Raw genomic sequence first — 23,663 nt, forward strand, 5'->3', positions numbered from 1 at the left:
TGCTCGAATCCTTGGTCCTGGGCCATCGACAGGGTCTGCTGCTTCATCTTCATTCGTACGGGGAGAGATCAATAGCACCTATAACGCTTGGCAACAAATCTCGTTTACTTTTGCAGCGTAGCCTTAATACCACTTAATGAATGCGAGAATTAACAGCATGATTAAATCCCGTGCCCCATGCTATGGGTCGGCACGTCATGCAGGCATGTGAATGAAGCGGCTTTGATCTGGTAGCGATTGCCTTTTCTGAATTAAGCCGCGAGCGAGCGGAATTCAGTTCAGATCATTGTTGAATCGGGATTTTATTGTCGATACGTCCTGAAGAATCATGTCCGTTTAGGTCAACGCCAACGTAATTCGATCAAAATACGTCTATGGCTTACCAGCGTTTTTGACAGTTATCTTAGTTACTTGCAGCAAGCGTAGTCTTTAACCATGCAGCAAACAATTCAATATTGCACCATGAATATTGATTCCGGCGTAAATCGAACGATGGTTTTATAAGAAACGATGATAAGAAGAATAAAAAATTACGATTAGAAGATTCTTATTTTCATCCGTATAGTCCCGCTTGCCCGTTGGCTGACATTGAACAGCAACGTTCGGCGATATGAAAGGTGCGTTGGCGTGCCCAGCGCAAGGCGGTGTAACGGCATGATCGCGGTCGTCGCGATAGCCGCGAAGGCAGCAAGTGCTCCTCATGTAATCAGTTGCGATACAGGTGCAAACAGTTTTTCCGGTTGTCTCCAGGGGTCCCAGCCCCTTTCGCCCACCCCCGCGGTGGGCTTTTTTTTGATTTGTCCCTTTCAGGCGATGCTTTGCAAGGATTGCGAGCGATGATGGGCCATGGCGCGAAAGCGCTCAAGACGCCAGTGATCGGTGCGGCCATTTGAACAGATACTGAGGGCGCCAAGGTGAATACGCAAAGAAGGGTAACGCCGTCAATGGAACTCATGGGCGGATCAAGACACTTATACCGAATTGGCCGCGACGAACGGCCGCCGCATGCAGGCGTCGTGCACCGTCTGCTGTCGATATGGATGGCAGCATAGGACACGGCGTTAAAGATTGCCTTGCATCCGGTGCTGCGCAAACGATGAAGAATAGGGTGGTTCGTTGTATGAGAAGAATGCTGACAGGCGTCCGGCGCCGAACTGTCATGCTTGGTCTGCTGGGCGCTGCGCTTGCCGGCATCGTTGTGTTTGCTCATGATCGGATCAAGCAGAATGCGCTGCGGCATATCGAGCGGACGCTGGATAGCCGCAACGATGTCGCGAAGCTGTATTTCCTCGACAGGCTGGGCAAATATGAAGTCCTGCCCGAAACCCTGGCGAGTTCGGCTGCGGTACGCGCCGCATTGCAAGAGCCGGGGCCTGCAAGTCGGCACGAAGCCAACCTGGCGTTGTCGGAAATAGCCGGCGGCATAGGCGTCGACAGGATCTGGATCATGGACATGGAGGGCCAGGTCATCGCCGACAGCAGATGGAAGTCGCTCGACGCCATCATCGGCAGGAATGTCGCCTTTCGTCTCTATTTTCAGGATGCCGCCGCAGGGCGCATGGGCCGTTTCGTCGGCGTCGGATCGACCAGCCGGACCCTCGGCTATTTCCTGTCCCGTCCCGTCATCATCGATCACGCGATACGCGGCGTCGTGGCGGTGCGTATCTCTCAGCCGTTCAAGGATTTCGAGGCCTTGTTGTGGAAAGACTGGGAAGCGCGGGAAAGACTCACCTTGCTTGCCGATGCCAACGGCATCCTGCTGATGAGCGGTATACGGGCATGGACATTCCGAAGCATTGGCGTGCCCGAGCCGGACCGGCTGGCCGGCTTACGCAGGAGCCTGCAATATGGCGACCAGGAATTCCCTTCTCTAGCCATGAACCCGGGCAGGACGATTGCACCCGGCATGCGCTTCGTCGAGTTCGCCGAGCTGCCGGGAAAAACCTTTATTCAGAAGGCTTACGACATGCATGAGATCGGCGGCCGAGGTTACCTCCATGCCGATGCGGAAGACTACTGGCCTACCGTCGCTGTGCAGACCGGACTGGTCGCGCTGGCGGCGGCGGCCTTGTTTCTGGCCGCCTGCTTCCTTGCCGAGCGCTGGAGGCTGCAGGCGAAACTTGTAGAAGCCGCCATACGCGATCCGCTTACCGGGCTCCATACCCGTCTGTATATGCAGGAATGGCTGCACGACGCAATCAATGCACATGCCAGGCATGAAGAGCGAGGGTTCTCGCTTCTGCTTTTCGACATCGACCACTTCAAGTCGATCAACGATACTTACGGGCATGCAGCCGGCGATGATGTCCTGCGCGGCGTTGCGCGACTGATCAACAGCTGCGTGCGTACCGAGGATCTTGCAGTCCGTTACGGCGGGGAAGAAATCGCGGTTTTCGTGCGCCTCGCCGAACCGGGGGAAGTGATCCAGCTGGGATGGCGCATTCGAGATCATGTCGCGCAGTCCGGCATCATGACTTCCCATGGACTGATCAAGGTCACCATCAGCGGCGGTATTGCCGCTCATGCGGTCGGCGAGACGGCAGCCGAACTCTTCGAACGGGCGGACAAGAAGCTGTACGAGGCAAAGAGGGCCGGCAGGAACAGGGTATGTTCGCAGTGGGAGCCTGAGGGCTCCGGGATGCGGCCTTAGTCAGGCTTCATGGGAATCGCCCTCGAATCCGCTGTCGTCGAATCCGCTGCTGTCGCTCAGCGACTCATCCAGTGAGGAAGCGCCGGCTTCGTCCGCCAGCGATTGATACTGGTTGTCCGTCGAGCCGACATTGTTCAGCTCGTTGGCGCTGTCGGCTGCGGGCGTCTTTTCCGCCAGCGCCTGGGACTGAGCGTCGCCATGGTTGTGATTGCCCAGCAGATTGCCGATGCCGTGGAAGAGGAAGGCACCTCCTGCGACGCCGGCTGCAGTCGCTGCCATGGTGCCCAGCATGCTGCCTCCGCCGCCGAGAAAGCTTGATCCCCGTCCCGGCATGGCCCCCATGGCGGGACCGCTCCACTGACCTTGCCCTTGCCCGGTGCTGCCGAGCGGGCGGCCGGTCACCGAGGTTTCCACCGGACGCTGGGACGGCGCAGATGCCGGCGCATGGTTTCCCCAGGCGTTCGCGTCGAGAAAACTGCGGCCGGGTGAAGCCGGCGCGCTCTGGCTGGCCTGAGACTGCAGCTGGCTGATCTGCTCCTTGGCGGCGTTGAGCGCCTGCTCGAGAATCATGGTGCGCTGGATCAGCAGATAGGCGGCATCGGGCTGCCGGGCAACGGCTTGCGCAATCATGCGGTCGGCCTCGGGATCCTTGTTGATGCCCTGGATTTGCGTAAGCTGCGACAGGAGCTGCTGCAGTGCCTGGCTTTCTTCGGGTGTCATGGTGTGCCTCGATGGTGAAAGTCTGTCTGTCCTGTTCGAACGGGCGCAAGCCCTCAGGGGTTTCTGCGCCGCATCCTGCGGACGGCGAAGTAGATGATGAGCGCAAGCAGGCCGACAGGCAGGAAGGTCCGAAAGACGCCTGCCGTTTGCCGCTCGGCTTCCGGCGCTGCCTGCGCCGCGGCAGGTGCATTCTCATAGTCGCCAGAGGCGCCGCTGCTGTCACTCGCGCTGCCGCCGCCGCCTGTACCGTCCGCCTGCCGTTCGGGCTGGTTCGCGGCATTGCCGTCGCGCGACATCAGCGAACCGAGCCCCAGGCCAAGGAGGGCGCCGCCCAGCATGCCGCCCCATGGACTGGCTGCCTGCCGCGGCAGGGTTTGCGTCGGAGGCGGCGGGGAAGGTGCTCGCTGCGGTGTCTGCGGAACGGTTTGCGGGCCGGCGATGCGGTCATCAGGTCTGATCTGGCGGTTTGCGGCAGGCGGTGACTGCTGCGGCCCGCGAGGTTGAACGGAGCGGGCAGCAGGAGGTGCACTCTTCTTGACGCCTTGTACCTGGCGACCGGTGGAGCGGCCTCCGCCCATCCGTTTCGCCTCCGATTCGGGAACGGCGACGGACAGTACCAGCAGCGGCAGGACAAACTTGACGATGGTATTCGGCATGGCGTTCTTGACGGCAAGGGCAGGCGGGATGCCTGCTTACCTGGTTGGATTACCATCCCGCGCATAGGTTTCGGGCCGGCTTGGTGTTCAGCATGCCGCCATGCCCCAATGCCCCGATGTGCGCTTCAGGTACGCGCGCCTTGCTGCAGTGAGGCCATGTCGATGACGAAGCGGTATTTCACATCGCTCTTCAGCATGCGCTCGTAGGCCTCGTTGATCTGCTGGATCGGAATGGTTTCGATATCCGACACGATGCCGTGCTCGGCGCAGAAATCTAGCATTTCCTGAGTCTCGGCGATGCCCCCGATGAGGGAGCCCGCCAGATGACGGCGTTTCATGATCAGGTTGAAGACCTGCGGCGAGGGATGCGGATGCGACGGCGCGCCCACCAGCGTCATGGTGCCTTCGCGTTTGAGCAGGACGAGAAAGGCATCCAGGTCGTGGGCGGCCGCAACGGTATTGAGAATGAAGTCGAAGGAGTTGGCATGTGCGGCCATCTCTTCGGCATTCTTCGATACCACCACCTCGTCCGCGCCGAGCCGGCGCGCGTCTTCCCGCTTGTCGGGCGAGGTGGTGAACAGCACGACATGGGCGCCGAGCGCATGCGCCAGCTTGATGCCCATATGCCCGAGTCCGCCCAGGCCGACGATTCCCACCTTCTGCCCCTTGCCGACCTTCCAGTGGCGCAGCGGCGACCAGGTGGTAATGCCGGCGCACAGCAGGGGCGCCGCCGCTGCGGGATCGAGCTTGTCGGAAATGCGCAGGACGAATTTTTCCGTAACCACGATATTGCTTGCGTACCCGCCATAAGTCATGCCGCCCGAATGCATTTCCTCGCCGTTGTAGGTGCCGACGAAGCCGTTCTCGCAGTATTGTTCCAAGCCCTCCGCACAGCTTTCGCAGTGCTGGCAGGAATCGACCATGCAACCCACGCCGGCAAGGTCGCCGACCTTGAAGCGGGTGACTTCGTTGCCGACCGCGGTGACGCGGCCGATGATTTCATGACCCGGCACGACCGGGTAGACGGTGTTGTTCCATTCATTGCGGGCGGTGTGCAGGTCGGAATGGCAGACACCGCAGTAGAGGATGTCGATCTGCACGTCTTTCGGCCCGGGCTCCCGGCGTTCGAAATTGAGCAGGCTTAGCGGTTCGCTGGCGCTGGTCGCACCGTATCCCATGGACTTGAGCATGTTGCCTCCTGGCGAATTGGCGCCGCATTGCGGCAGAGTGAATCCGGGATGGACTCATTGCGGCCGGCAGCGTTCCCGCTGACGGCTGCTTCGCCTTCGCCCGGCAATCCGATCAGGAGTGCATGTCCTCGCCGCCGCGATAGCGGGGCAGGTAGAGGTGCACCGTCGTTCCCTTGCCCGGCTCTGTGTCAATGCCGATGGCGCCGCCGGACTGCTGAACGAAACCGTAGATCATCGACAGGCCCAGGCCGGTTCCCTTGCCGGGCGGCTTGGTCGTGAAGAAGGGATCGAACGCGCGTTCGACAACGTCCGGCGGCATGCCGGTGCCGGTATCGGACACGCTGATCCGTACATAATCGCCGGGCGCAAGCTTCGCTACCGTCGTGCCGTGCGCATCCGCTCCCGTCATGTTGCGCATGGTCACCGAAATCGTGCCGCCCTGTGACATGGCATCGCGTGCATTGATCGCCAGGTTGAGCAAGGCATTTTCCAGCTGGTGGGCATCGCAGAACGTCGTCCACAGCGCGTCATCGGCGATCATCTCCACGCGGACCGAAGAGCCCACTGCCTGTTCGATCAGTTCCCTGACGCTTTCCACCAGTTTGCTGACATCGAGCGGCGTCGCTTTCAGATCCTGCTTGCGCGCGAATGACAGAAGCCGCTGGGTGAGATTCGCGGCGCGTTCCGTGGCGCGGGAAGCAGTGCCGACATAGCGCTCCAGTTCCCTTACATTGCCTTGTTCCAGACGCAGGCGCAGCATGTCGTGGCTGCTGACAATGCTCGACAGCAGGTTGTTGAAGTCATGGGCAATCCCGCCGGTGAGCTGCCCCAGCGCTTCCATTTTCTGGCTCTGGAGCAGCTGCTCGTGAGTACGCTTGAGCTCTTCGGTGCGCTCTGCAACCCGCTCTTCCAGCGTATCGTTCATGCTGCGCAGCGCGGCTTCCATGTTCTTGCGCTTGCTGATGTCGCTGAAGAACAGTGCCAGTCCGTCGCTCGAGGGATAAATGCGGATATGCACCCAGAGCGGGCCTTGCGGACCGACGCCGATATCCTTCTCGAGGGACATGGATATTCTCTCCTGCATTGCGCGTCGGTAAGACTGGCCAGACAGAGAGTCGTAGGCGTCCGGCCATACGTCCCAGATTTTCCGACCTGTGACTTCTTCAGCGTTTTTTCCGGTCAGGCGCAGGCCTTCCGCATTGATGCGCAGGATGGTGAAGTCCCGGTCGAGCAGCAGGAAGCCTTCGCCCATCGCTTCCAGGATGTCGCTGCTGCGATCGCGTTCCTGCAGCCATGCGCCTTCGAAGGCCTTGCGCGCGATCTGCTCGCTGCGCTCGAGCAGCAGGCGGCGCAATTCCTTTGCGGCATCGAGATCGACGCTTTCCCAGCGCTTCGAATAGCCGCGCACGGATTCCTGCCAGAGTTCGAAGGATTGGCGGGGATGCAGCCGTCCGCTGGCCGGAAGATCGATGGGCTTGTAGGGGTTGCCGGCCCAGTTGCGGGCCTCGACGACCTCGCTGCGCAGCGCAAGCAGGTAATCGCCGTGCTCGCTGAGCCGGCAGTAAACGGCACCGCTTGCGGAGCGGGCAGCCGACGCCAGGCCGGCGTTCAGAACCGACATATTGCGGCTGTAGGCAAGGCCGCCGCGCAATTCCTTTTCGAGCGATTCGCGTACCAGTTCATAAGCGGCCGGCGGCACGGTAGCGCCCAGCTCGAATACCTGGCCGTTCAGACGAATGACGAGGGAGTCGGCATCGACCGCATGCAACATGGATGAAGCTGCGGTATGTATGGCTTCGGGAAAGTCGGTGCTGTCGGCAAAAATGTCCTGCACGCGCTTGAGCTCGCGTCGGCGCATCTCGCCTTTTTCCATTTGTTCGCTGCGCGCAATGCTGGCGACCGCATAGGACGCTACTTCGCCCAGCACCTTGCAATGCTGCCTCGCCTGAAGGGAAACTAGTGCAGGCGTCTTGTTATGGCAAGTCACCATGCCCCAGAGCCGGTCGCCGCACATGATCGAAACGGTCAGCGATGCGCGGACATCCATGTTCCCCAGATATTCCAGATGGACCGGGGCGACGTTGCGCAGCATGCAGTAGGTCATGTCGAGCCGGGTACTGCCGCCGGTCTGCACATGGGGCAGTACCGGAACCGGCGCATAGGCGACGTCGGGAATCATCCGCAGGCGGTTCAGCGAGAACAGCTTGCGCGCCGGTACCGGTATGTCGCTTGCCGGAAAGTGGTGGCCGAGGAAAGAATGGGTATAACGTTCATTGCGCTCCTCGGCAATGACGACGCCGTGCCAGTCTTCGTCGAAGCGGTAGACGATCACGCGGTCGAATCCGGTGACGCGGCGCATCTCCCTGGCCAGCAGCTGGGCCAGTTCGACATGGCTGCTGCAACCGTGAATGGCGGGGAACGGCAATTCTCCGATCAGGCCCGGATGCCGGGTCTGGCTCGAAGTGTCCTCCTGCTCGGCTTCGAATTCCGCAATCAGCATCGTTCCGGTGCTGTTGTAGTACATGTGGCAGGTGCGGTCGCTTTCGGACGGCCTGACAAGCATGGGCGAAATCGAATGCAGCTCGCCGTTGTGCAATGCTTCGACAAGCTGCCCGAAAGGTTCCTCGCCAATGAGGTCGCGAAGCGAGCGGCCGATGGCGTCGCTTGCCGCAATGCCGAGCAGGTGTTCAAGATTTCCACTGGCCCGCGTGACACGCAGGTCAGGCATCTCCATGGCGAGCAGCGCGCCGAAAGGCTGGATCAGTTCGGGATCGTGGATGGATTCCTTGTCACAGACGCTCAGGTCTAGCGGGGGAGACATTTGCATGATGCAGCTTATCTTTCCTGTTCACATTCTTCGCCTGCCGCACCGGCGGCAGCTGACTATTGGTTTTCTGACACTGCCGACAGCAATTTGCTCCCGCGCTTCAAGCAGACACATGCTGCCCTGAAATAATGCAACAGCTTTGGTGCAGGTGTGCACCATTCATGTGCATTGAGACAGCTAAAATCCAAGCCGCATGCGTAGCGCTCCTCATCAGCCGGAAAAAGCCGCAACCATGCCATAGATGGCTGGTATGCATATTGCGTCATGGCAATCATTTTCGGTTTCCGAGGCGCTATGCGGCACTATCTATCCCGCCTGATCGGCCGGCTTACGGTGAGCCGCAAGCTCGCCTTGATCTACTTTCTCGATTTGACAGCCGTCATTTTCGTATCAGGCATCCTGATCCGCGAAAAATTCATTGCAATCAACTTCGCCGAAAAAGAAGTTGCCGGGAATCAGTATATCGGAGTGGTACGGCAGGCGCTGTTCCTTAATCCTCTCGTCGCTGCGCCAACGCCGCTTGCGGCGGTGGCGCCTGGCAGCAATCCGCTGGATGGGGTGCCGGAAAAGCTGGAACGCGCCGAACGGGAATTCGGCCTCGACATGGACACTGCCGAGCTTGCCGGTGCAATGGTGCACGCAGTGCGCAATGCCGCATCCGCGAAGGCATCGGGCAGGCAATCCGCAAACGCAGAGGCGCCTGCGATGCTGGCGGCGGGACGTGCTTTGCTCACACGCATCGGCAACCAGTCCAACCTGATTCTCGACCCCGATCTCGACAGCTATTACACGATGTCGCTGGTGGTGCTGCGGTTTCCCGAACTGCTGGAAGTCCTCAACGCCATGCATCGGCTGATCCAGCGCGAACCCGCCGAGTCCAGCCGGGAGCGGCAGCGCTGGCTCACCGAACTGCTGATTCTTTCGGGCCGGCTCGATGCCATCGTCAAGGGAGTCGATACCGATTACAGCGAGGCGTTCGCCGCCAGCACGCCGGACCTCAGGCAGAATCTCAATGAATCGCAAGCGGCGCTCGCCGTTTCGCTCAATCTTTACCGGTCGATCAGCCGCAGCATCATCGACGCCGGGCCTGGAAACCGGACGCGTGACGACCCGGCGCATGCCTACGGTACCGCCATATCGAATCTGCAATCGGCATGGGCCGACGCGCAGGCAGAGCTGCACCGCCTGCTCACGACGCGCATCAAGCACGAGTTCCGCCGCATGTGGACGCACCTGGGCACCGCCGGACTGCTGTTGCTGGTCATTCTCTCGGTGGTGTATTACGTGGCCCGCCAGATCGCCTTGCCGCTGGGCCGTGTCGCCCATGTGGCGGAAAACGTGCGCCGGTCCGGCGACTACACGCTGCGCGCGGTATGGCACAGCGAGGACGAGATCGGCCGTCTGGTCGGCGGCTTCAACAGCATGCTCGAACAGCTCAATCGCCAGCGCATCGAGCAGCAGGAACTGGTGGCCCGGGCGCGCGCCTCCGAGGCTCAGCGCGAACTGGTGGACAGCGTACCCATTCCGCTGCTGGTGACCGCCATTCCTCATCACCAGGTATTGCATGCCAATCACGCGGCCCAGAGCTGGCTGAACGGGCGCGACACGGATCCATGGAAATCCGGCATGGAGCCCGAAGCGCGCATCCGCTTCTTCCAGGCGCTCAGCGATGTGGGCAGGGTCGATGAATTCGAGGTGCGCTGGCTGGGCGGCGGCCATGCGAGCTGGGCGCTGGTGTCGGCCCGCCGGGTGGAGTACCAGGGGCTGCCCGCGGTGCTGAGCACCTTTACCCCGATCGGCCAGATCAAGTCGCTCGAGTCGCGGCTCGAGTTGTGGGCGAAAGTGTTTTCGGCCTCATCGGAAGGCATTCTCGTGATGAATGCCGACGGCGTCGTGATTTCCGCGAATGCCGCCTTCTGCCGCAGCACGTCGTATGGTTTGCCCGACCTGCTCGGCAAGCGCCCGGGCTTCCTTCTCGCCGAACGCAACGACAGGAAGCTGTCCAACGACATCTATCAGACGGCCGTCGTTACCGGTTCCTGGCAGGGCGAGGTATGGATCACCGGCAAGAAGGAACGGACCTACCCCGCCTGGCTGGTCGTCAATGCGGTCAGGGACGGCAACGGCGAGATCACGCATTTCATTGCCATCTCCCTCGACATCAGCGACCGGAAGGAGAGCGAACAGCATATCCACTTCCTTGCGCATCATGATGCGCTGACCTCGTTGCCCAACCGGCTCCTGTTCGAGGAACGGCTCACGCTCTCGATACAGCAGGCCAGGCGAAACAACGGCAAGCTGGGCATCCTGTTCATCGATCTCGACCGCTTCAAGAATATCAACGACTCGCTCGGCCACCATGTTGGCGACGGGTTGCTGCGCTCGGTTGCCGACAGGCTGATCAAGGTGGTGAGGGAGGGCGATACGGTCAGCCGTCTCGGCGGCGATGAATTCGTGATCATCCTGAATGAAGTCGGAAATGCAGAGGAAATCGGCAGGATCATCGAGCGCAGGCTGATTCCGATGATCACCGCGCCGCATCGGATCGAAGGCGCGGAACTCTACATTTCCTGCAGCGTCGGCGTCTCGGTCTATCCCGACGACGGCGGCGATATCGCGGAACTCATGCGCAATGCCGATTCGGCGATGTACGAAGCGAAAAACCAGGGCCGCAACAATGCGCAATTCTTCACGCAGGCGCTCAATGACAGGATCGTGCAGCACCTGCACCTGGAAAGCGAACTGCGCCATGCGGTGGAGCGCGACGAACTCATCCTGCACTACCAGCCCAGGATCGACGCCAGAAGCGGCGGCGTGGCTGGCGTTGAATGCCTGCTGCGCTGGAAGCATTCCGGAGAAGGCATGATGCAGCCGGCGCAGTTCATTCCCATTGCCGAGGAAAGCGGGCTGATCGTGCCCATTGGCGCCTGGGTCATCCAGCAGGCCTGCCGCCAGCATCTCGCCTGGCGCGAGCAGGGCATGGGCGAAATACCGGTATCGGTCAATCTCTCGGCAGTACAGCTGAGGGACGGCAACCTGCTGCCAGTCCTGCGGGCGGCGCTGGCCACCTATCCGGTCAATGCCCGCCATATCGAACTGGAGCTGACCGAGTCCATCCTGATGGAAAACGTGCAAGCGACCATCGAGACACTGGAAGCGATCAAGGCGCTCGGCTTTTCCCTTTCGGTCGACGATTTCGGCACCGGCTACTCCAGCCTCAATTACCTGTACCGCTTCCCGATCGACAAGCTGAAGATCGATCGCTCCTTCATCAGGAGCATGCATCATGCTCCGCACAGCCTGACGGTGACCAGAGCCATCATCGGCCTCGGCCACACCCTGGGCTTGAAAGTGGTGGCCGAAGGCGTGGAAAAGGAATCCGATGTCCAACTTCTCCAGGCGGCGGAATGCGACGAACTGCAGGGGTTCTACTATTGCCGTCCCAAGCCTGCGGAAGATATCGGCGCATGGCTGAAACAGTGGCGAGCCTCCGCGGCCGCTAGTGAGGAGGAAATCCCCGCCGCATCATGAGCCGACGACTGCTCGGGTAAAATTCTTGCATGAACGTACTCGATGACTTTGCCGATAATGATATTGCAAAACAGCAATTGGCCATCTTCCGGCGTGCTGCCAGAATGCTGTCCTCATCGCTGGACTTCGAACAGACCCTCGGCAACGTCATCCAGTCATGTCTTCCCGCCCTCGGCGATTTCGGTTTCTTCGATGTCGTGCTCGACAACGGCGTACGGCGCACCGTCCGTGCGCATCTCGATCCGGAGACCGAAGCTGTTCTGCGACCGACGCAGTGGGTGCGCCAGACCCGCACCGACATGAACCTGTGCGCATTATCGAGCGGCGAACCCGCGCTGCATGCCGGTATCGACGATGCCTGGTACCGCAGCGTGGCAGTCAATGAGGAACATCTCGCTCTGATGAGTGGGCTGGCCTTCCGCTCCATGCTGTCGGTGCCGATGCGGTTCGGAAATGAACTGGTGGGTTCGCTCACGCTCTTCATGGGCCGGTCGGGCCGGCGCCATTCTCCGGCCGACCTGGAATTTGCGGCGGAGCTGGCCGCGCTGGCGGCACCGGTGGTTGTCAATGTGCGGCTCCTGGCCGATGATCTCGGCCGGCGCCACCGCATTGAAGAGCGCCTGCGCCTGCTGGACGCGGTCGGCGAGGCGACCCGCAGCGCCGGCGATCCAAAAACCGTCATGGAAGTCACGACGCGCATGATCGGCGAGCAGATGCGAGTGACGCGCTGTGCCTATGCCGACCTGGAACCGGATAACGACGCCTTCACCATCCGCAACGACTGGACGAAGCCCGGAGCCGTCTCGACGGCGGGCACCTATTCCCTGAATCTGTTCGGTCCACGTGCCGCCGGCGACATGCGGCAAGGCCGCACGCTGGTCGTGCATGATGTCGACGCCGAGCTGGCGCCGGAAGAGGGCGCCGACATGTTCAATGCCATCGGCATCAAGGCCATCATCTGCTGTCCTTTGGTGAAGGAGGGCCGGCTGGTGGCGATGATGGCGGTGCATGACGAGCTGCCGCGGCAATGGAGCCGCGACGAAGTCGCATTGATGGAAGATGTCGTCGAGCGCTGCTGGGCGCATATCGAGCGCGTGCGGTCGATGGAAGAGCTGCGCGTGAGCGAATCCCATCTTTCCTCGCTGTTCGAACAGTCTGCCGTCGGCATCGTGGAGACGGATACCGCCGGCAAGCTGGTCAAGGCCAACGGCCGGTTCTGCGAGCTCTTGGGCCGAAGCCGCGAGTCCATCCTGGGCCGCCATCCGAGGGAATTCACCCATCCGGAAGACGTCTCGCGCAACCTGCTGCTTTTCGACCGCCTGGTCGCTACCGGCGAGCCGTTCGAACTGGAGAAGCGCTATGTCCGGCCCGACGGCACGGGGCTGTGGTGCAGCGTGTCAGCCAGCCTGATCCATGCCACCATGCGCGGGCAGCCCGATCTCGTCATGGCGGTGGTACTGGACATCACCGAACGCAGGCGGGTCGAGGAAGCCTTGCGCCAGTCGGACCGGCGCAAGGACGAGTTTCTTGCCATGCTGGCGCACGAACTGCGCAATCCGCTGGCGCCGATCGCCTCCGCCGCCGAACTGCTGCGCCTTGCGCGGACGGATGCAGAGCGAGTCAAGCGTACCAGCGAGGTGATCTCCCGCCAGGTCGAGCACATCACCGGCCTGGTCGACGACCTGCTCGATGTGTCGCGCGTGACTCGCGGCCTGATCTCGCTCGACCGGACGACGCTGAACCTGGCAGACATCATTGCCGATGCGGTCGAGCAGGTCGGACCCCTGATCGAATCGCGCAGGCATCACCTTGAACTGCAAGTTCCGGATGCTCCGGTCCATGTGCTGGGCGACAACAAGCGTCTGGTCCAGGTGCTGACCAACTTGCTTAACAATGCGGCGAAATACACGCCGGAAGGCGGCCATATCATCCTTGGCATGGAGACCGCAGGCGCCGAGGTCGCGGTCTGGGTACAGGACAACGGCATCGGCATGTCGCCGGAACTGAGAGAGCGCGCATTCGAGCTGTTCGCGCAGGCCGAGCGCAGTTCAGACCGCGCCCAGGGCGGACTCGGCATCGGTCTGGCATTGGTAAAGAGCCTGGTGGATCTGCATGGCGGCAGCATCGGCGCGGAAAGCGAGGGATTGGGTTGGGGCAGCCGGTTCACTGTTCTCCTGCCGCGCGTTGAGGTCGATGGTGGAGCGCATCGTACGGCCGGTGCCACCGCCGCAGCTGCAGCCGCCAAGCGTCTGCGCGTGCTTGTCGTCGATGACAATGTGGATGCCGCCGCCATGCTCGGCATGTTCATCGAGAACATGGGCCATGACGTGTACATCTGCGACCGGCCGGAGACCGGACTCGAGTACGCGCGGCAGGCGATGCCGGAAGTCTGTTTCATCGACATCGGCCTGCCGGGAATGGACGGGTACGAAATGGCGCGCCGCCTGCGCCGCATGCCTCTGAATGACGGGACGCTGCTCGTCGCCCTGACCGGCTACGGACAGCCGCAGGACCGGGACGCGGCGCGCCAGGCCGGCTTTGATCATCACTTCGTCAAGCCGATGGACATGCGCCAGCTTTCCGCGCTGCTGGCCGATATTGCAGCCGCTCAAGGCAAGAGCGCCGCAGCCTGAGGGTTCTTTCCTTGTCTTATACCAATCTCAAGCCAAGCCAAGCCATGAGATCGCGTCTTTTCCTGCCTGCCAGCGTTGCGGTCGTCATCCATAGCCCCGCTATGGACTCCTGATGACTCCTGATCTGCAACCTTGGCCCTGCCAGGCTAAAACATCCATCAAACTCATTCGGCATGTCATGACTCGGGATTGGTATTACTCCCGGTTCCTGATACCGAGGTCGAAGGACAGCCGCTCCGTTTCGAACGAAGGCATCCTGCCCAGCACGACGGACAGCGTCTGCCTGCATTGCCGGTAGACGCTGTAGGCAGCGGAAGGATCGTTCTGTGCGCAGGCGCAGCGCATCAGTCCGCGATAGCTGGCTTCGCCGAGCGGCTCCGCCTTGAGCGCGCTGGCATACAGCTGCCGGGCCAGTGCCCACTCGCCAAGCTTTTCCAGGCGCATGCCCAGCTGGGTGACGGCACTGAGGAATCGCGTGCGCAGGGCATCGCGCGTCGGCATCATCCAGCTTTCATCATCGCCGTCGCAGAATGCACCGCGGTACAGGTCGAGCAGGTCGTGCGAGCGCTGCCTGATGACGTCTGCAAGGGCCGTGGGAGACAGTTTCTCGATGTGCCCGCACAGCGTGCCGAGCGCATCGACATCAGTCCAGACGCTGTCGGCGGCCAGCAGCACGCTGCCTCTGCGCACCAGCACGGCACCGTCATGGCCGAGCAGCTTGCGCAGGCGGTGCACTGTCACATGCAGTGCCGCCTTCGGATCGGCGGCTTCCGGCCACAATCGCCGCGCAAGCAAGGTTTGCGGGGCTCCGTCCGGACCGGCGACGAGCAGTGCCTTGAGCAGGGCCATCGGCCGCTGCTGGGCCTTGCCGGTAGAGTTCCTCGCCTCTCCCTGCACCTTGAGTTCAAGCCGGCCGAGTGCTTTTACCTTCACCGGCCAGGGCCATTCCGCATTGCTTCGATCGGCGGGAGGCAGGCGGTGAAGCAGAATCAGTTTGCGCACGAAATCGGGTTCGATGCGTTCGCGCATTGCGAGCGACATCAGCGGGCTGGAGATGCGCGGAAAGGTGGCGATATACAGATCCAGCGACAATCCTTCACGCATCTGCGAGGCGAGCAGCGTCTGCAGGCAGGCTGATGCCTCCATCGTTTCATCGTGCGCCAAGTGGCGGTATGCCGACAGCATCAGGCAGGCATCGTTCGCGATTTTCTTGTCGCGGCCGTACGCATGGCTGAGCGCATCGGCAGCCCAGCGCGATGCGCCGTCCCAGTCCGCCGCATGGCTTGCGCAAAACGCCACCAGCAGCTTGAGCTGGTAGCGTATCGACGGCAGCATGTCGCCGGCGGCATGCGCTTCCTCGGCGGTCCGGCGCGCCTTGCCCTCATCGCCGCAGTGGAGCAGGTTCAACGCTTCCAGCAGCTTGAAATAGGCCACTTCCAGCTTGCGCTGGGGATTCATCAGCGCCCGTAACTGATCCAGCGTCGCCTGCGCTGCGGCAAGATCACGTCCGGCCAGCTGCTGCAAGCCGACGCGGAACTGCACGTGAAAGCGCAGATGCTGGACGCTGTCTTCGGATACCAGTCTGTGCATCCTTTCGATCATCCGCTCGGCAGCCTCGCGGTCGCCGTCGAGCTGGTGGCGGTGGATCGCTGCACGCGCCCAGGAAATTTTGTTCACCGAGGCGACCGCATCGCTGTCGGTCAGGTGGTCCAGCATCACGATCAGATTCCTTGCCGCGGCGATATCGCACCAGTTGAGGCAATGCAAGGCAATGGTTCCCGCAGCCAGCTGCTCGTTGCCGTTGGTGCAGCCGGGCAGGAGGTCGAGCACGTCGTGCAGGGTGTGCTCGAAATCCCGAGATTCAAGGTCGGTCAGGAACAGGCCGAGCAGGATGCGCGAACGTATCAGCAGCTCTTTCTCGACGGACATGTCAAGCGGCTCCAGCGAGTGCAGGCGGTCCAGCATGGTCTGCGTCAGTCTGCGCAAGGGGGAAAAGTCGTTCCATTCGCAATACTGGCAGTCGACGATGGCTGCCATCGACTGCAAGGCCGAAGCGGTGTCGCCGCTTGCCATGAACGCTTGTTCGGCACGGCGCAGCGACTGCCGCGCCTGCGCGGGATGGCTCTGGATGAGCGAAATGCCGTGCCAGTGGCATAGCCATGGTACGGCGTCCATCGTGGCCGGCGGCAGCTGCCGGGTCCACTCCCGCCATGCTTCGGCCTGAGAGCCCGTGCACATGCGTGCCGCATTGCGGAGAAGCAGGTTGGCCATCGCGGTGTGATCGCCTGCCTCGTGCAGCAGGCCAAGCGCCGCGTTCAACTCCCCCTTGGCTTCCAGCCGGTGAGCAGCCTGCCGCAGCAGTCTTGCATAGGCTTCGAGGCCGAGCTGCTGGCGCGCGCGGTGCTGGAGGAATTCCAGGAAATACGGATGAAATTCATAAAGCGCCGGTTGCGTGCCTGTCCTGGCAATGAACCAGCGGCTGTCGCACATGCGGTGAATCAGATCAATGGCTGCGCCCTGGTCCGGTTCATGCCGCGCATCATGCGCGTCTTCCGGAGGCAGGCAGGCGAGTTTCAGCAGCAGGTCCTGCGCCCGCGCGCTCAGGCGGTCCATGACCTCCCCGGCGAAGTAATGAAAGATGGCCTTGCGGCCGGCAGCAAGCAAGTCATCCGGGTGGCGGTCCGCTGCCGCCCGGGAAATCGCTTCGCGCAGCATGACGATGCCGGCAGCCCAGCCTTCCGCCTTGTCGAGCATCGCATGGCAGGCGGGATCAAGCGCAGCCTTGTGTCCGAGCAGGGCTTGCACCTCTTCGCCATCGAAACGCAGTTCGTCCCAATCGATCACCTTCAGCAGTCCGTTCGCCGCCATCCGCGAAAGCCGGGCCGGCAGCATGTGCCTGCTGAGAGCCAGCACGGTCAGTCCAAAGGGAATTTCACTGAAGGCGATTTCCAGCAGATGGCCGGCGTGGTCCCAATCGAATTCATGCAGGTTGTCGAACACGATGACCGATCCCGGGGGAAGCGTGCTGTAGAACCTGCGGAAAAAGCGGCGCGCGTGACTGGCGGTCTCCGCCTCGGCAGGATCGACAGGCAGCGGCTCGAGGGCGAAGGCGGCTTGGGCCGCATGCCCGAGATAGTGAAACAGCGTGGCCGGGTCGGAATCCTGATGATCGATCTGGTACCAGAGATGCGGCAATTGATGAACATCGACATAGCTGGCCGCCAGGGTGGTCTTGCCCGCGCCGGGCGGCGAACTGATCCAGACCACAGCATTGTCGCGGCACGCCTGGTGCAGGCGATTAAAGAGGCGCGGCCGCCGGCAGGCATGGTGGACCCTGGGCCGCGAGAACTTTGCGTAGGTCGACCGGGCGGACGGCTCCATGCCACCCGGGTGCAGGCTTGGAGGCAGGGCGGGGGCAGTCGATCCTACATTCCGATTGGCAACAGGAACTGACACTTTCAGCTCGCTTCATGCGCGCATGGCGCTCTCGACGGTAAATGGGGCAGACCAAGCGGAAGATTATATAGAGCGCATGTGAGCCGCAGTTTGCTCATTATCGATGTGTGTATGAATCAGACAAAAATTCTCATCGGCCGGCATTTGTTTACGGATGCAGCCGGCGCACTTACGGATCGCTTACGGATGCTGCACAGGCAGTGTTGCTTATCCGACGGCATTGCGAAATATCAGACTTTTCCGGACCCCGGCTTAATAACTTAGCTGCACACGAAGCTAATAAAACACAGGGAGCGATCAATTGTTAAGACCGATTGCCGATCAAAATGATGAGAAAGGAAGTAGAAATGAAATGTCGTGCCTTGGCTCCCTCGGGATTATTGGGAGTGGTATTGAGTGCTGCGGCGCTGCTGTTGGCAGGCTGCGGCGGCGGTGGAGGAGATTCTCCGGCAAGTGCTTCGATGAGCGGAGCGACCTTGCTGGCCGGTACGGAAGTCAGTGCCGTTTCCGGTTTCGATACGACGCTTGTCAGCGCGCCGGCCGATGGTTCCTATATCTGCGCGCCGACCACGCTGGAAGTGCGGGGCAGCGGCATTCGCAATGTAGAGCTTTTGCCGCCGGGAAGCTATACCCCGAAACATGCGACCTTCACGGTGTCTGAAGACGGCACTTCCGCGCACGTGGTGTTCGATCCCAGGAACTTTCCGAACGGCGATCTGCAGGTGCGCATCAGCGCATTCAATGCCGCAGCCGGCCAGCCTGCCGAAGAGATCGTCGTGATGCCGGCACGGACATGGAAGATTGCCAACGATACCTGGCCCTGCGCATCGCCGGGCAGCTCGACCGCGTTCACGGCCGAGCTGATTTCCGCGCCTGCGGCGGACAGCTATGTCTGCCACATGCTGACCCTGGAGGTCCGCGGTACGCGCCTCAGGAATGTCGAGCTGTTGCCGGCTGAAGGCTATGCCCCGAAATACGGTACCTTTACCGTTTCCGACGACGGCAAGATCGCACGCCTGCAGTTCGACGCGAGAACGTTCCCGAACGGCGATTACAGGTTCAGGATCAGCGCCTTCGATGCGCCGGCCGGACAGCCGGCGAATGAAATCGTCGTCATGCCGGAGCGCACCTGGCGCATCGCCAACAATTCCTTTCCATGCCTGCCGCCGGGCGGTGTAGAGCCGCCGCTGCCGTTCAAGGCGCAGGTGACCAGCGCGCCGGAAAACGGCAGCTACGTGTGCAGCATGGTCACGCTCGAAGTTGTGGGCAGCCGCATCAAGAATGTCGAGCTTCTGCCGCCCGAAGGCTTTGCGCCCAAATACGGCAGCTTCACGGTGGCGGTCGACGAGCGTGTCGCACGCCTGCAGTTCGATCCGAGGAAATTTCCCAATGGCGACCTGCGGGTAAGAATCAGCGCCTTCGACGCACCGGCGGGGCAGCCGGCGACTGAGGTTATCGCCATGCCGGAGCGGACCTGGCGGATTGCCAACGACATCTGGCCCTGCCTGTCGCCCGGCAGCACGACGGCCGGCAATCCGGGCACCTGAAAGCTTGCAGGCCTCGTTCAGGGAGATGCCGGATCTGCGCTCCTGCACCCTGTCTGATCCGGCAGGCAGCACGCCGCACCTCGCCATTGCAACATCTCGGCGAGGTGCGGCTTACCATTTTGTCAAGCACCGTCTCTCGCAGGCATCTGCTGCTTTTCACCTTTCCTGCGCCCGACTCCATCCCGTTCAATGTTGTTTCGCCACGCACTTTCTGTTCTGCAAGCCGAAGACGAGGCTACAATGCAGTTGCTCGCAAACAATAGGGACAGGACATGCCTTGCAACAGATTTTTTTCTCTCGCCGCGTTGAGTGTGGGGATCTGTTTTCCGGCCGCAGCGCTCGCAGGCGCCGACAATGCTGCCGTCAACGTGGCGCGCGCGGCCGAATTGGCTGCAATACGCGCCAAGCATGAGCAGACCGAACGCGAAGTCGCAGCCATCATGAAAACGCGGCAGGAGGAAATTCGCCGCGAGCGCGGAGGCGGGCGTCCGAAGTCCTCCTCGAATGTTGATGGCGAAGCGCGGCCGGCGGTGCCGGTCGAGCATTGGAGTTACGAAGGCGAGACCGGCCCCCAGCGCTGGGGCAAGATCAATCCCGCCTGGGCGAAATGCCATTCCGGCAACAGGCAGTCGCCGATCGATATCCGTGAAGGCATTCAGGTCGAACTGGAAACGGTCAACTTCGATTACAAGCCAGCGGCATTCAATGTGGTCAACAACGGGCATACCGTACAGGTCAATTTCGGCGCCGGCAATCGCATTTCGCTGACCGGGCGCACCTACGAGCTGATGCAGTTTCATTTCCATCATCCTGCGGAAGAAACCGTCGGCGGCCGCGGTTTTCCGATGGTGGCCCATCTTCATCACAAGGACGCGGAGGGCCGCCTTGCGATCGTGGCAGTGCTCATCGAAAGCGGCGATCCGAATCCCGTGGTCCAGACCGTGTGGAACAATCTGCCGCTGGAAGCGAATGAGCCGCTCGTGCCGACGATCACGATGGATGTGAGCCAGCTGCTGCCGCAGCGGCGCGAGTATTACACCTACATGGGTTCGCTGACCACGCCGCCCTGCAGCGAAGGCGTGCTGTGGATCGTCATGAAGCAGCCGATCACGCTGTCGCCGCAGCAGATTGCCATCTTTGCCCGCTTGTATCCGATGAACGCACGTCCCGTGCAGGCGACGGCGGGCCGGCTTATCAAGGAATCCCAATAGCGTAATGCTGGCCGCGCCGCATCCAGCGGCGCGTCATCAGCACAGCGACCGTTCCCAGCCCCGCCGCCAGCCCTAGCCAGACGCCTGCGCCGCCCATGTCCAGGGCGAAGGCAAGCGCGGCGCCGAGCGGCAAGCCTATTCCCCAGTAGCCGAGCGCGGCCAGCAGCATGGGCACGCGCGTGTCATGGATGCCGCGCAGCATGCCTGCGCCTACCACCTGCGCGCCGTCGGCAAGCTGGAACAGCGCGGCCAGTGCAAGAAAGCCGGCGCCCAGCTGCACGACATCCGCGTTCTGCGGGTCGCGGATATCGATGAACAGTCCGATCAGCAGCGTCGGCGCGAATAGCATCAGGCTCGCCGTGATCACCATGAAACCCACGCCAAGTGCATAGGCGCTCCAGCCTGCGCGCGCGATGCCCGCCGCATCCCGCGCGCCGTATGCGCGGCCTACGCGGATCGTTGCCACCTGGCCGAAGCCGAGCGGCACCATGAAGCCGATGGAAGCGATCTGCATCGCGATCGCATGCGCTGCCAGCGCCGTTTGACCGATCAGTCCCATCATCACCACGGCTGCGTAGAAGATGGTGGTTTCGAAGGCCATGGTCGCACCGACGGGAAGGCCGAGCTGCCATACCTGGCGCAGCCTGCGCATGTCGATGTCGAACAGATTTCCGAACAGATGGTAGCGGCGGAAGCGGCGATGGCGGCTGACAACCAGGGCCAGGCCGCCGAACATCAGCAGGCTGGAACAGAAACTGGCCAGGCCGGCGCCGGTCAGCCCGAGCGCGGGAAAGCCGAGATTGCCGAAGATCAGGCACCAGGCGGCCAGGGCGTTGAAGGCGATCGCGGCACAGCCTACGGCGAGCGTCCATATCGGACTCTGCATGGCATTGAGATAGGAGCGCAGCACGATATACCCGAGGAAGGGCAGCAGCGCCCACTGCAGGGCATGCATGAACTCCAGCGAGCGCCTTGCCACTTCCGGCTGCTGCCCCAGCAGGATCAGCACGCTGTCGGCATTCCAGAGCAGCAGCCATACGGGAATGCTGATCAGGCCGGCAATCCAGAATCCGTGCCGGATCGTTATCCTGACCTCCCTGACTGCATGCGGACGTGCACCGAGCGTGCTGGCTATCAGCGGCATCACGGCAGACACGACGCCGAGGCAGAAGATCATCACGGCATGGTAAAAGCTGGCTGCCAGGGCTGCCGCCGCCAGGCTGTCGGCGCCGAGGCGTCCGATCAGTGCAAGGTCGGTTGCCGTCAGGATGGTCTGCGCAAGATTGGTCAGGATGAGCGGCCAGCCGAGCGACAAGGTGGATTTCAGTTCGGACCGCCATTCGCTTTGCGATGGCTTGAGGGCTTGAAGAGGTGTAATGCTGGACATGAATCGTTCCGGTGCTTGGCGCACCTGGATTGTTGTTTGGTGTTGTTGTTATGGGATGTAATGCTATGCCTAAGATAAGGCCGATGCGCCCCTGAGACATCGTTCACCTGATATAGGCGATATGGCGCGTTGATGCATTGTCTCTTCTTTTGATCGAATCTGCATGAGGTCCGACGCATCGGCTTCTGCAGCAGCGGAACCCGCCCGGAAACGGGTCGTTCGGATTCATGCTAAGGTGGCTTCGCCCTTCCTTAATTTTCAGATCAGCGAAATCGCCATGAATATTTCCGCACCAATCCTGAATAACTTGTTTGAGGCGCCCGTCGTAAGACGACTCAGGGAAGACCTCGCGCTGGCGCTGCGCGCCGCTGCCCATCATGGATTGGCGGAAGGTGTCTGCAATCATTTCAGCGTCGCTCTTCCCGACGAGGAGCATTTCCTGCTGAATCCGCGCGGCCTGCTCTGGTCGGAGGTTAGTGCGGATGACATCGTGATCGTCGATACGGAGGGAAACAAGATTGCCGGCCGCCATGAAGTGGAGCCGACGGCCATGTTCATTCATGCGGCCATTCACCGCATCGCCCGCAAGCAATGCGTGCTGCATACCCACATGCCTTATGCAACGGCGCTGACGCTGACGTCGGCGCGCACGCTGGACACGACGCTGTCGCAGAACGCGATGCGGTTTCACGGGCGCGTGGCCGTCGACGCAAGCTATAACGGGCTGGCGCTCGACAGCGCGGAAGGAGAACGAATCGCCAATGCGATGAATGGCGCCGATGTCGCCTTCCTTGCCAATCATGGCGTGGTGGTGTGCGGCGAACGCGTGGACCATGCCTATGATGATCTTTATTACCTGGAGCGCGCCTGTGCGGCGCAGGTGATTGCCTTGTCGACTGGCCTGGAACTCCGTCCGGTGGACGAGGCGCTCGCTGCCAAAGTCGCTGGCCAGGTACAGTCCGAACGCCTGCAATCCGAACTCTTCTTCGAAGCGTTGCGCCGTCAATTGCCGTGATTGGACGGAAGGAGCATCAATGAGAGCGAGACGGGCGCTTTGGATTTTTTTGACGTCGTACTTCCATATCCTGGCGGAAGAACGCGATGGCAAGAATGAATTCCCGCGCACTGCGATCGTCAAAAGGAAAACAGAAACGAAAGGTGCCTTATGTTTTTCTTTTTTTCGAGCCGGCTCGGGTGTCTCGGATCCATTCTGGTATCCATCGTCCTGACATTGCTGTTGCTCTCATTCTTCGGCGTTTTCTGAAGGTCAACCGAAGCCCGCTTAAGCACCATGTGAACCATTGGCTGAGTTATTCGAAATGTTCTGTTCCTGACCGCTGAGGCGGACAGAAACAGAACAGGCGCCACGCCATGCTCAATGCATGTTCGCGTTGGCGAAGATCGGCGGATTCTGTTCCAGGTCCTGGAGTGCCGTCTGCAGCCATGCGCGGACAAATTCGTCGCCGTGGACATCGCGCAGCAGGTTATAGTTGGTCATCATCATGACGCCGAGAGCATCTGCCCGTGTTGTTTCGTCGGGCATCTTTTGCAAGAGGTTGCTCACTGCCTTTACCGCTGCCACTGCAACTTTGTCGTATGCCATATCAGTTCTCCTTATCTGCATGCACTGAGTCTTAAGTATTGATCGTGACCGTCGCTGCGACTGGATAGTCTGCCGACGGCCGTCAAGCAAAACCATCGTTGGTGCAGCAGTATTAGCAAAGCGCGTGCCGGGCGCGAATCTGTGGAATTGATGCTTGGAGAGCAACGGATATGGCGCTTTTTTATTAGCCCATGCCACGGAAAGTAAGCAGTTCTTGCTGTTTGCGCCGTGCCGCCGGCATCGAGCATGTAA

General features: G+C 61.3%; 13 protein-coding genes. 6 read left to right on the plus strand and 7 right to left on the minus strand.

Annotated features, from left to right (window positions below; translation table 11 throughout):
- The first annotated feature begins 1,129 nt into the window (after nucleotides 1–1,129).
- Complete coding sequence (locus IGW03_RS32145; RefSeq protein ID WP_194726536.1) at nucleotides 1,130–2,650, plus strand: sensor domain-containing diguanylate cyclase; 1,521 nt, start codon at nucleotides 1,130–1,132, stop codon at nucleotides 2,648–2,650.
- Here the strand turns inward: IGW03_RS32145 and IGW03_RS32150 are convergent, their stop codons facing one another.
- From IGW03_RS32150 to IGW03_RS32165, 4 genes are all read right to left on the minus strand, one after another.
- Entirely contained in the window at nucleotides 2,651–3,370 is a 720-nt protein-coding gene (locus IGW03_RS32150) for a DUF2076 domain-containing protein (RefSeq protein ID WP_194726537.1), read from the minus strand.
- A gap of 53 nt (nucleotides 3,371–3,423) precedes the next feature.
- Nucleotides 3,424–4,026, minus strand: a complete 603-nt coding sequence (locus IGW03_RS32155) for a hypothetical protein (RefSeq protein ID WP_194726538.1) — start codon at nucleotides 4,024–4,026, stop codon at nucleotides 3,424–3,426.
- 125 nt (nucleotides 4,027–4,151) lie between these two features.
- Nucleotides 4,152–5,216 carry an NAD(P)-dependent alcohol dehydrogenase gene (locus tag IGW03_RS32160; protein WP_194726539.1) on the minus strand — a complete coding sequence of 355 codons (1,065 nt, stop codon included), beginning with the start codon at nucleotides 5,214–5,216 and terminating at the stop codon, nucleotides 4,152–4,154.
- A 112-nt stretch (nucleotides 5,217–5,328) separates the two neighbouring features.
- Nucleotides 5,329–8,037, minus strand: coding sequence for an ATP-binding protein (locus IGW03_RS32165; RefSeq protein WP_194726540.1), 2,709 nt, complete (start codon nucleotides 8,035–8,037; stop codon nucleotides 5,329–5,331).
- Between the two features lie 270 nt (nucleotides 8,038–8,307).
- On the opposite strand from IGW03_RS32165, the gene IGW03_RS32170 reads away from it, so the two are divergent.
- The gene (locus tag IGW03_RS32170; protein ID WP_228536228.1) at nucleotides 8,308–11,574 is read left to right on the plus strand and encodes an EAL domain-containing protein; all 3,267 of its coding nucleotides are present in this window, start codon (nucleotides 8,308–8,310) and stop codon (nucleotides 11,572–11,574) included.
- A 29-nt stretch (nucleotides 11,575–11,603) separates the two neighbouring features.
- Nucleotides 11,604–14,207: an ATP-binding protein gene (locus IGW03_RS32175; protein ID WP_194726541.1), complete on the plus strand. Its 2,604-nt coding sequence runs from the start codon at nucleotides 11,604–11,606 to the stop codon at nucleotides 14,205–14,207.
- A gap of 195 nt (nucleotides 14,208–14,402) precedes the next feature.
- Here IGW03_RS32175 and IGW03_RS32180 read toward each other — a convergent pair whose 3' ends face one another.
- Nucleotides 14,403–17,588 carry an AfsR/SARP family transcriptional regulator gene (locus IGW03_RS32180; protein ID WP_194726542.1) on the minus strand — a complete coding sequence of 1,062 codons (3,186 nt, stop codon included), beginning with the start codon at nucleotides 17,586–17,588 and terminating at the stop codon, nucleotides 14,403–14,405.
- Between the two features lie 422 nt (nucleotides 17,589–18,010).
- Here IGW03_RS32180 and IGW03_RS32185 point away from each other — a divergent pair, with 422 nt between their 5' ends.
- On the plus strand, nucleotides 18,011–19,210 hold the full coding sequence (locus IGW03_RS32185) for a hypothetical protein (protein ID WP_194726543.1): 1,200 nt from the start codon (nucleotides 18,011–18,013) through the stop codon (nucleotides 19,208–19,210).
- A 272-nt stretch (nucleotides 19,211–19,482) separates the two neighbouring features.
- A complete protein-coding gene (locus IGW03_RS32190; protein ID WP_194726544.1) occupies nucleotides 19,483–20,421 on the plus strand; it encodes a carbonic anhydrase in 939 nt (312 codons plus the stop codon).
- Here the strand turns inward: IGW03_RS32190 and IGW03_RS32195 are convergent.
- On the minus strand, nucleotides 20,405–21,808 hold the full coding sequence (locus IGW03_RS32195; protein WP_194726545.1) for an MATE family efflux transporter: 1,404 nt from the start codon (nucleotides 21,806–21,808) through the stop codon (nucleotides 20,405–20,407). The genes IGW03_RS32190 and IGW03_RS32195 overlap by 17 nt on opposite strands.
- A 277-nt stretch (nucleotides 21,809–22,085) precedes the next feature.
- Here IGW03_RS32195 and IGW03_RS32200 point away from each other — a divergent pair, with 277 nt between their 5' ends.
- A complete protein-coding gene (locus tag IGW03_RS32200) occupies nucleotides 22,086–22,823 on the plus strand; it encodes an aldolase (protein WP_194726546.1) in 738 nt (245 codons plus the stop codon).
- Nucleotides 22,824–23,183: 360 nt separating this feature from the next.
- Here IGW03_RS32200 and IGW03_RS32205 read toward each other — a convergent pair whose 3' ends face one another.
- On the minus strand, nucleotides 23,184–23,411 hold the full coding sequence (locus IGW03_RS32205; protein ID WP_194726547.1) for a hypothetical protein: 228 nt from the start codon (nucleotides 23,409–23,411) through the stop codon (nucleotides 23,184–23,186).
- Nucleotides 23,412–23,663 lie beyond the last annotated feature (252 nt).

Origin of the sequence: Noviherbaspirillum malthae (genome assembly GCF_015352985.1) — a bacterium.
GTDB lineage: Bacteria > Pseudomonadota > Gammaproteobacteria > Burkholderiales > Burkholderiaceae_D > Noviherbaspirillum > Noviherbaspirillum malthae.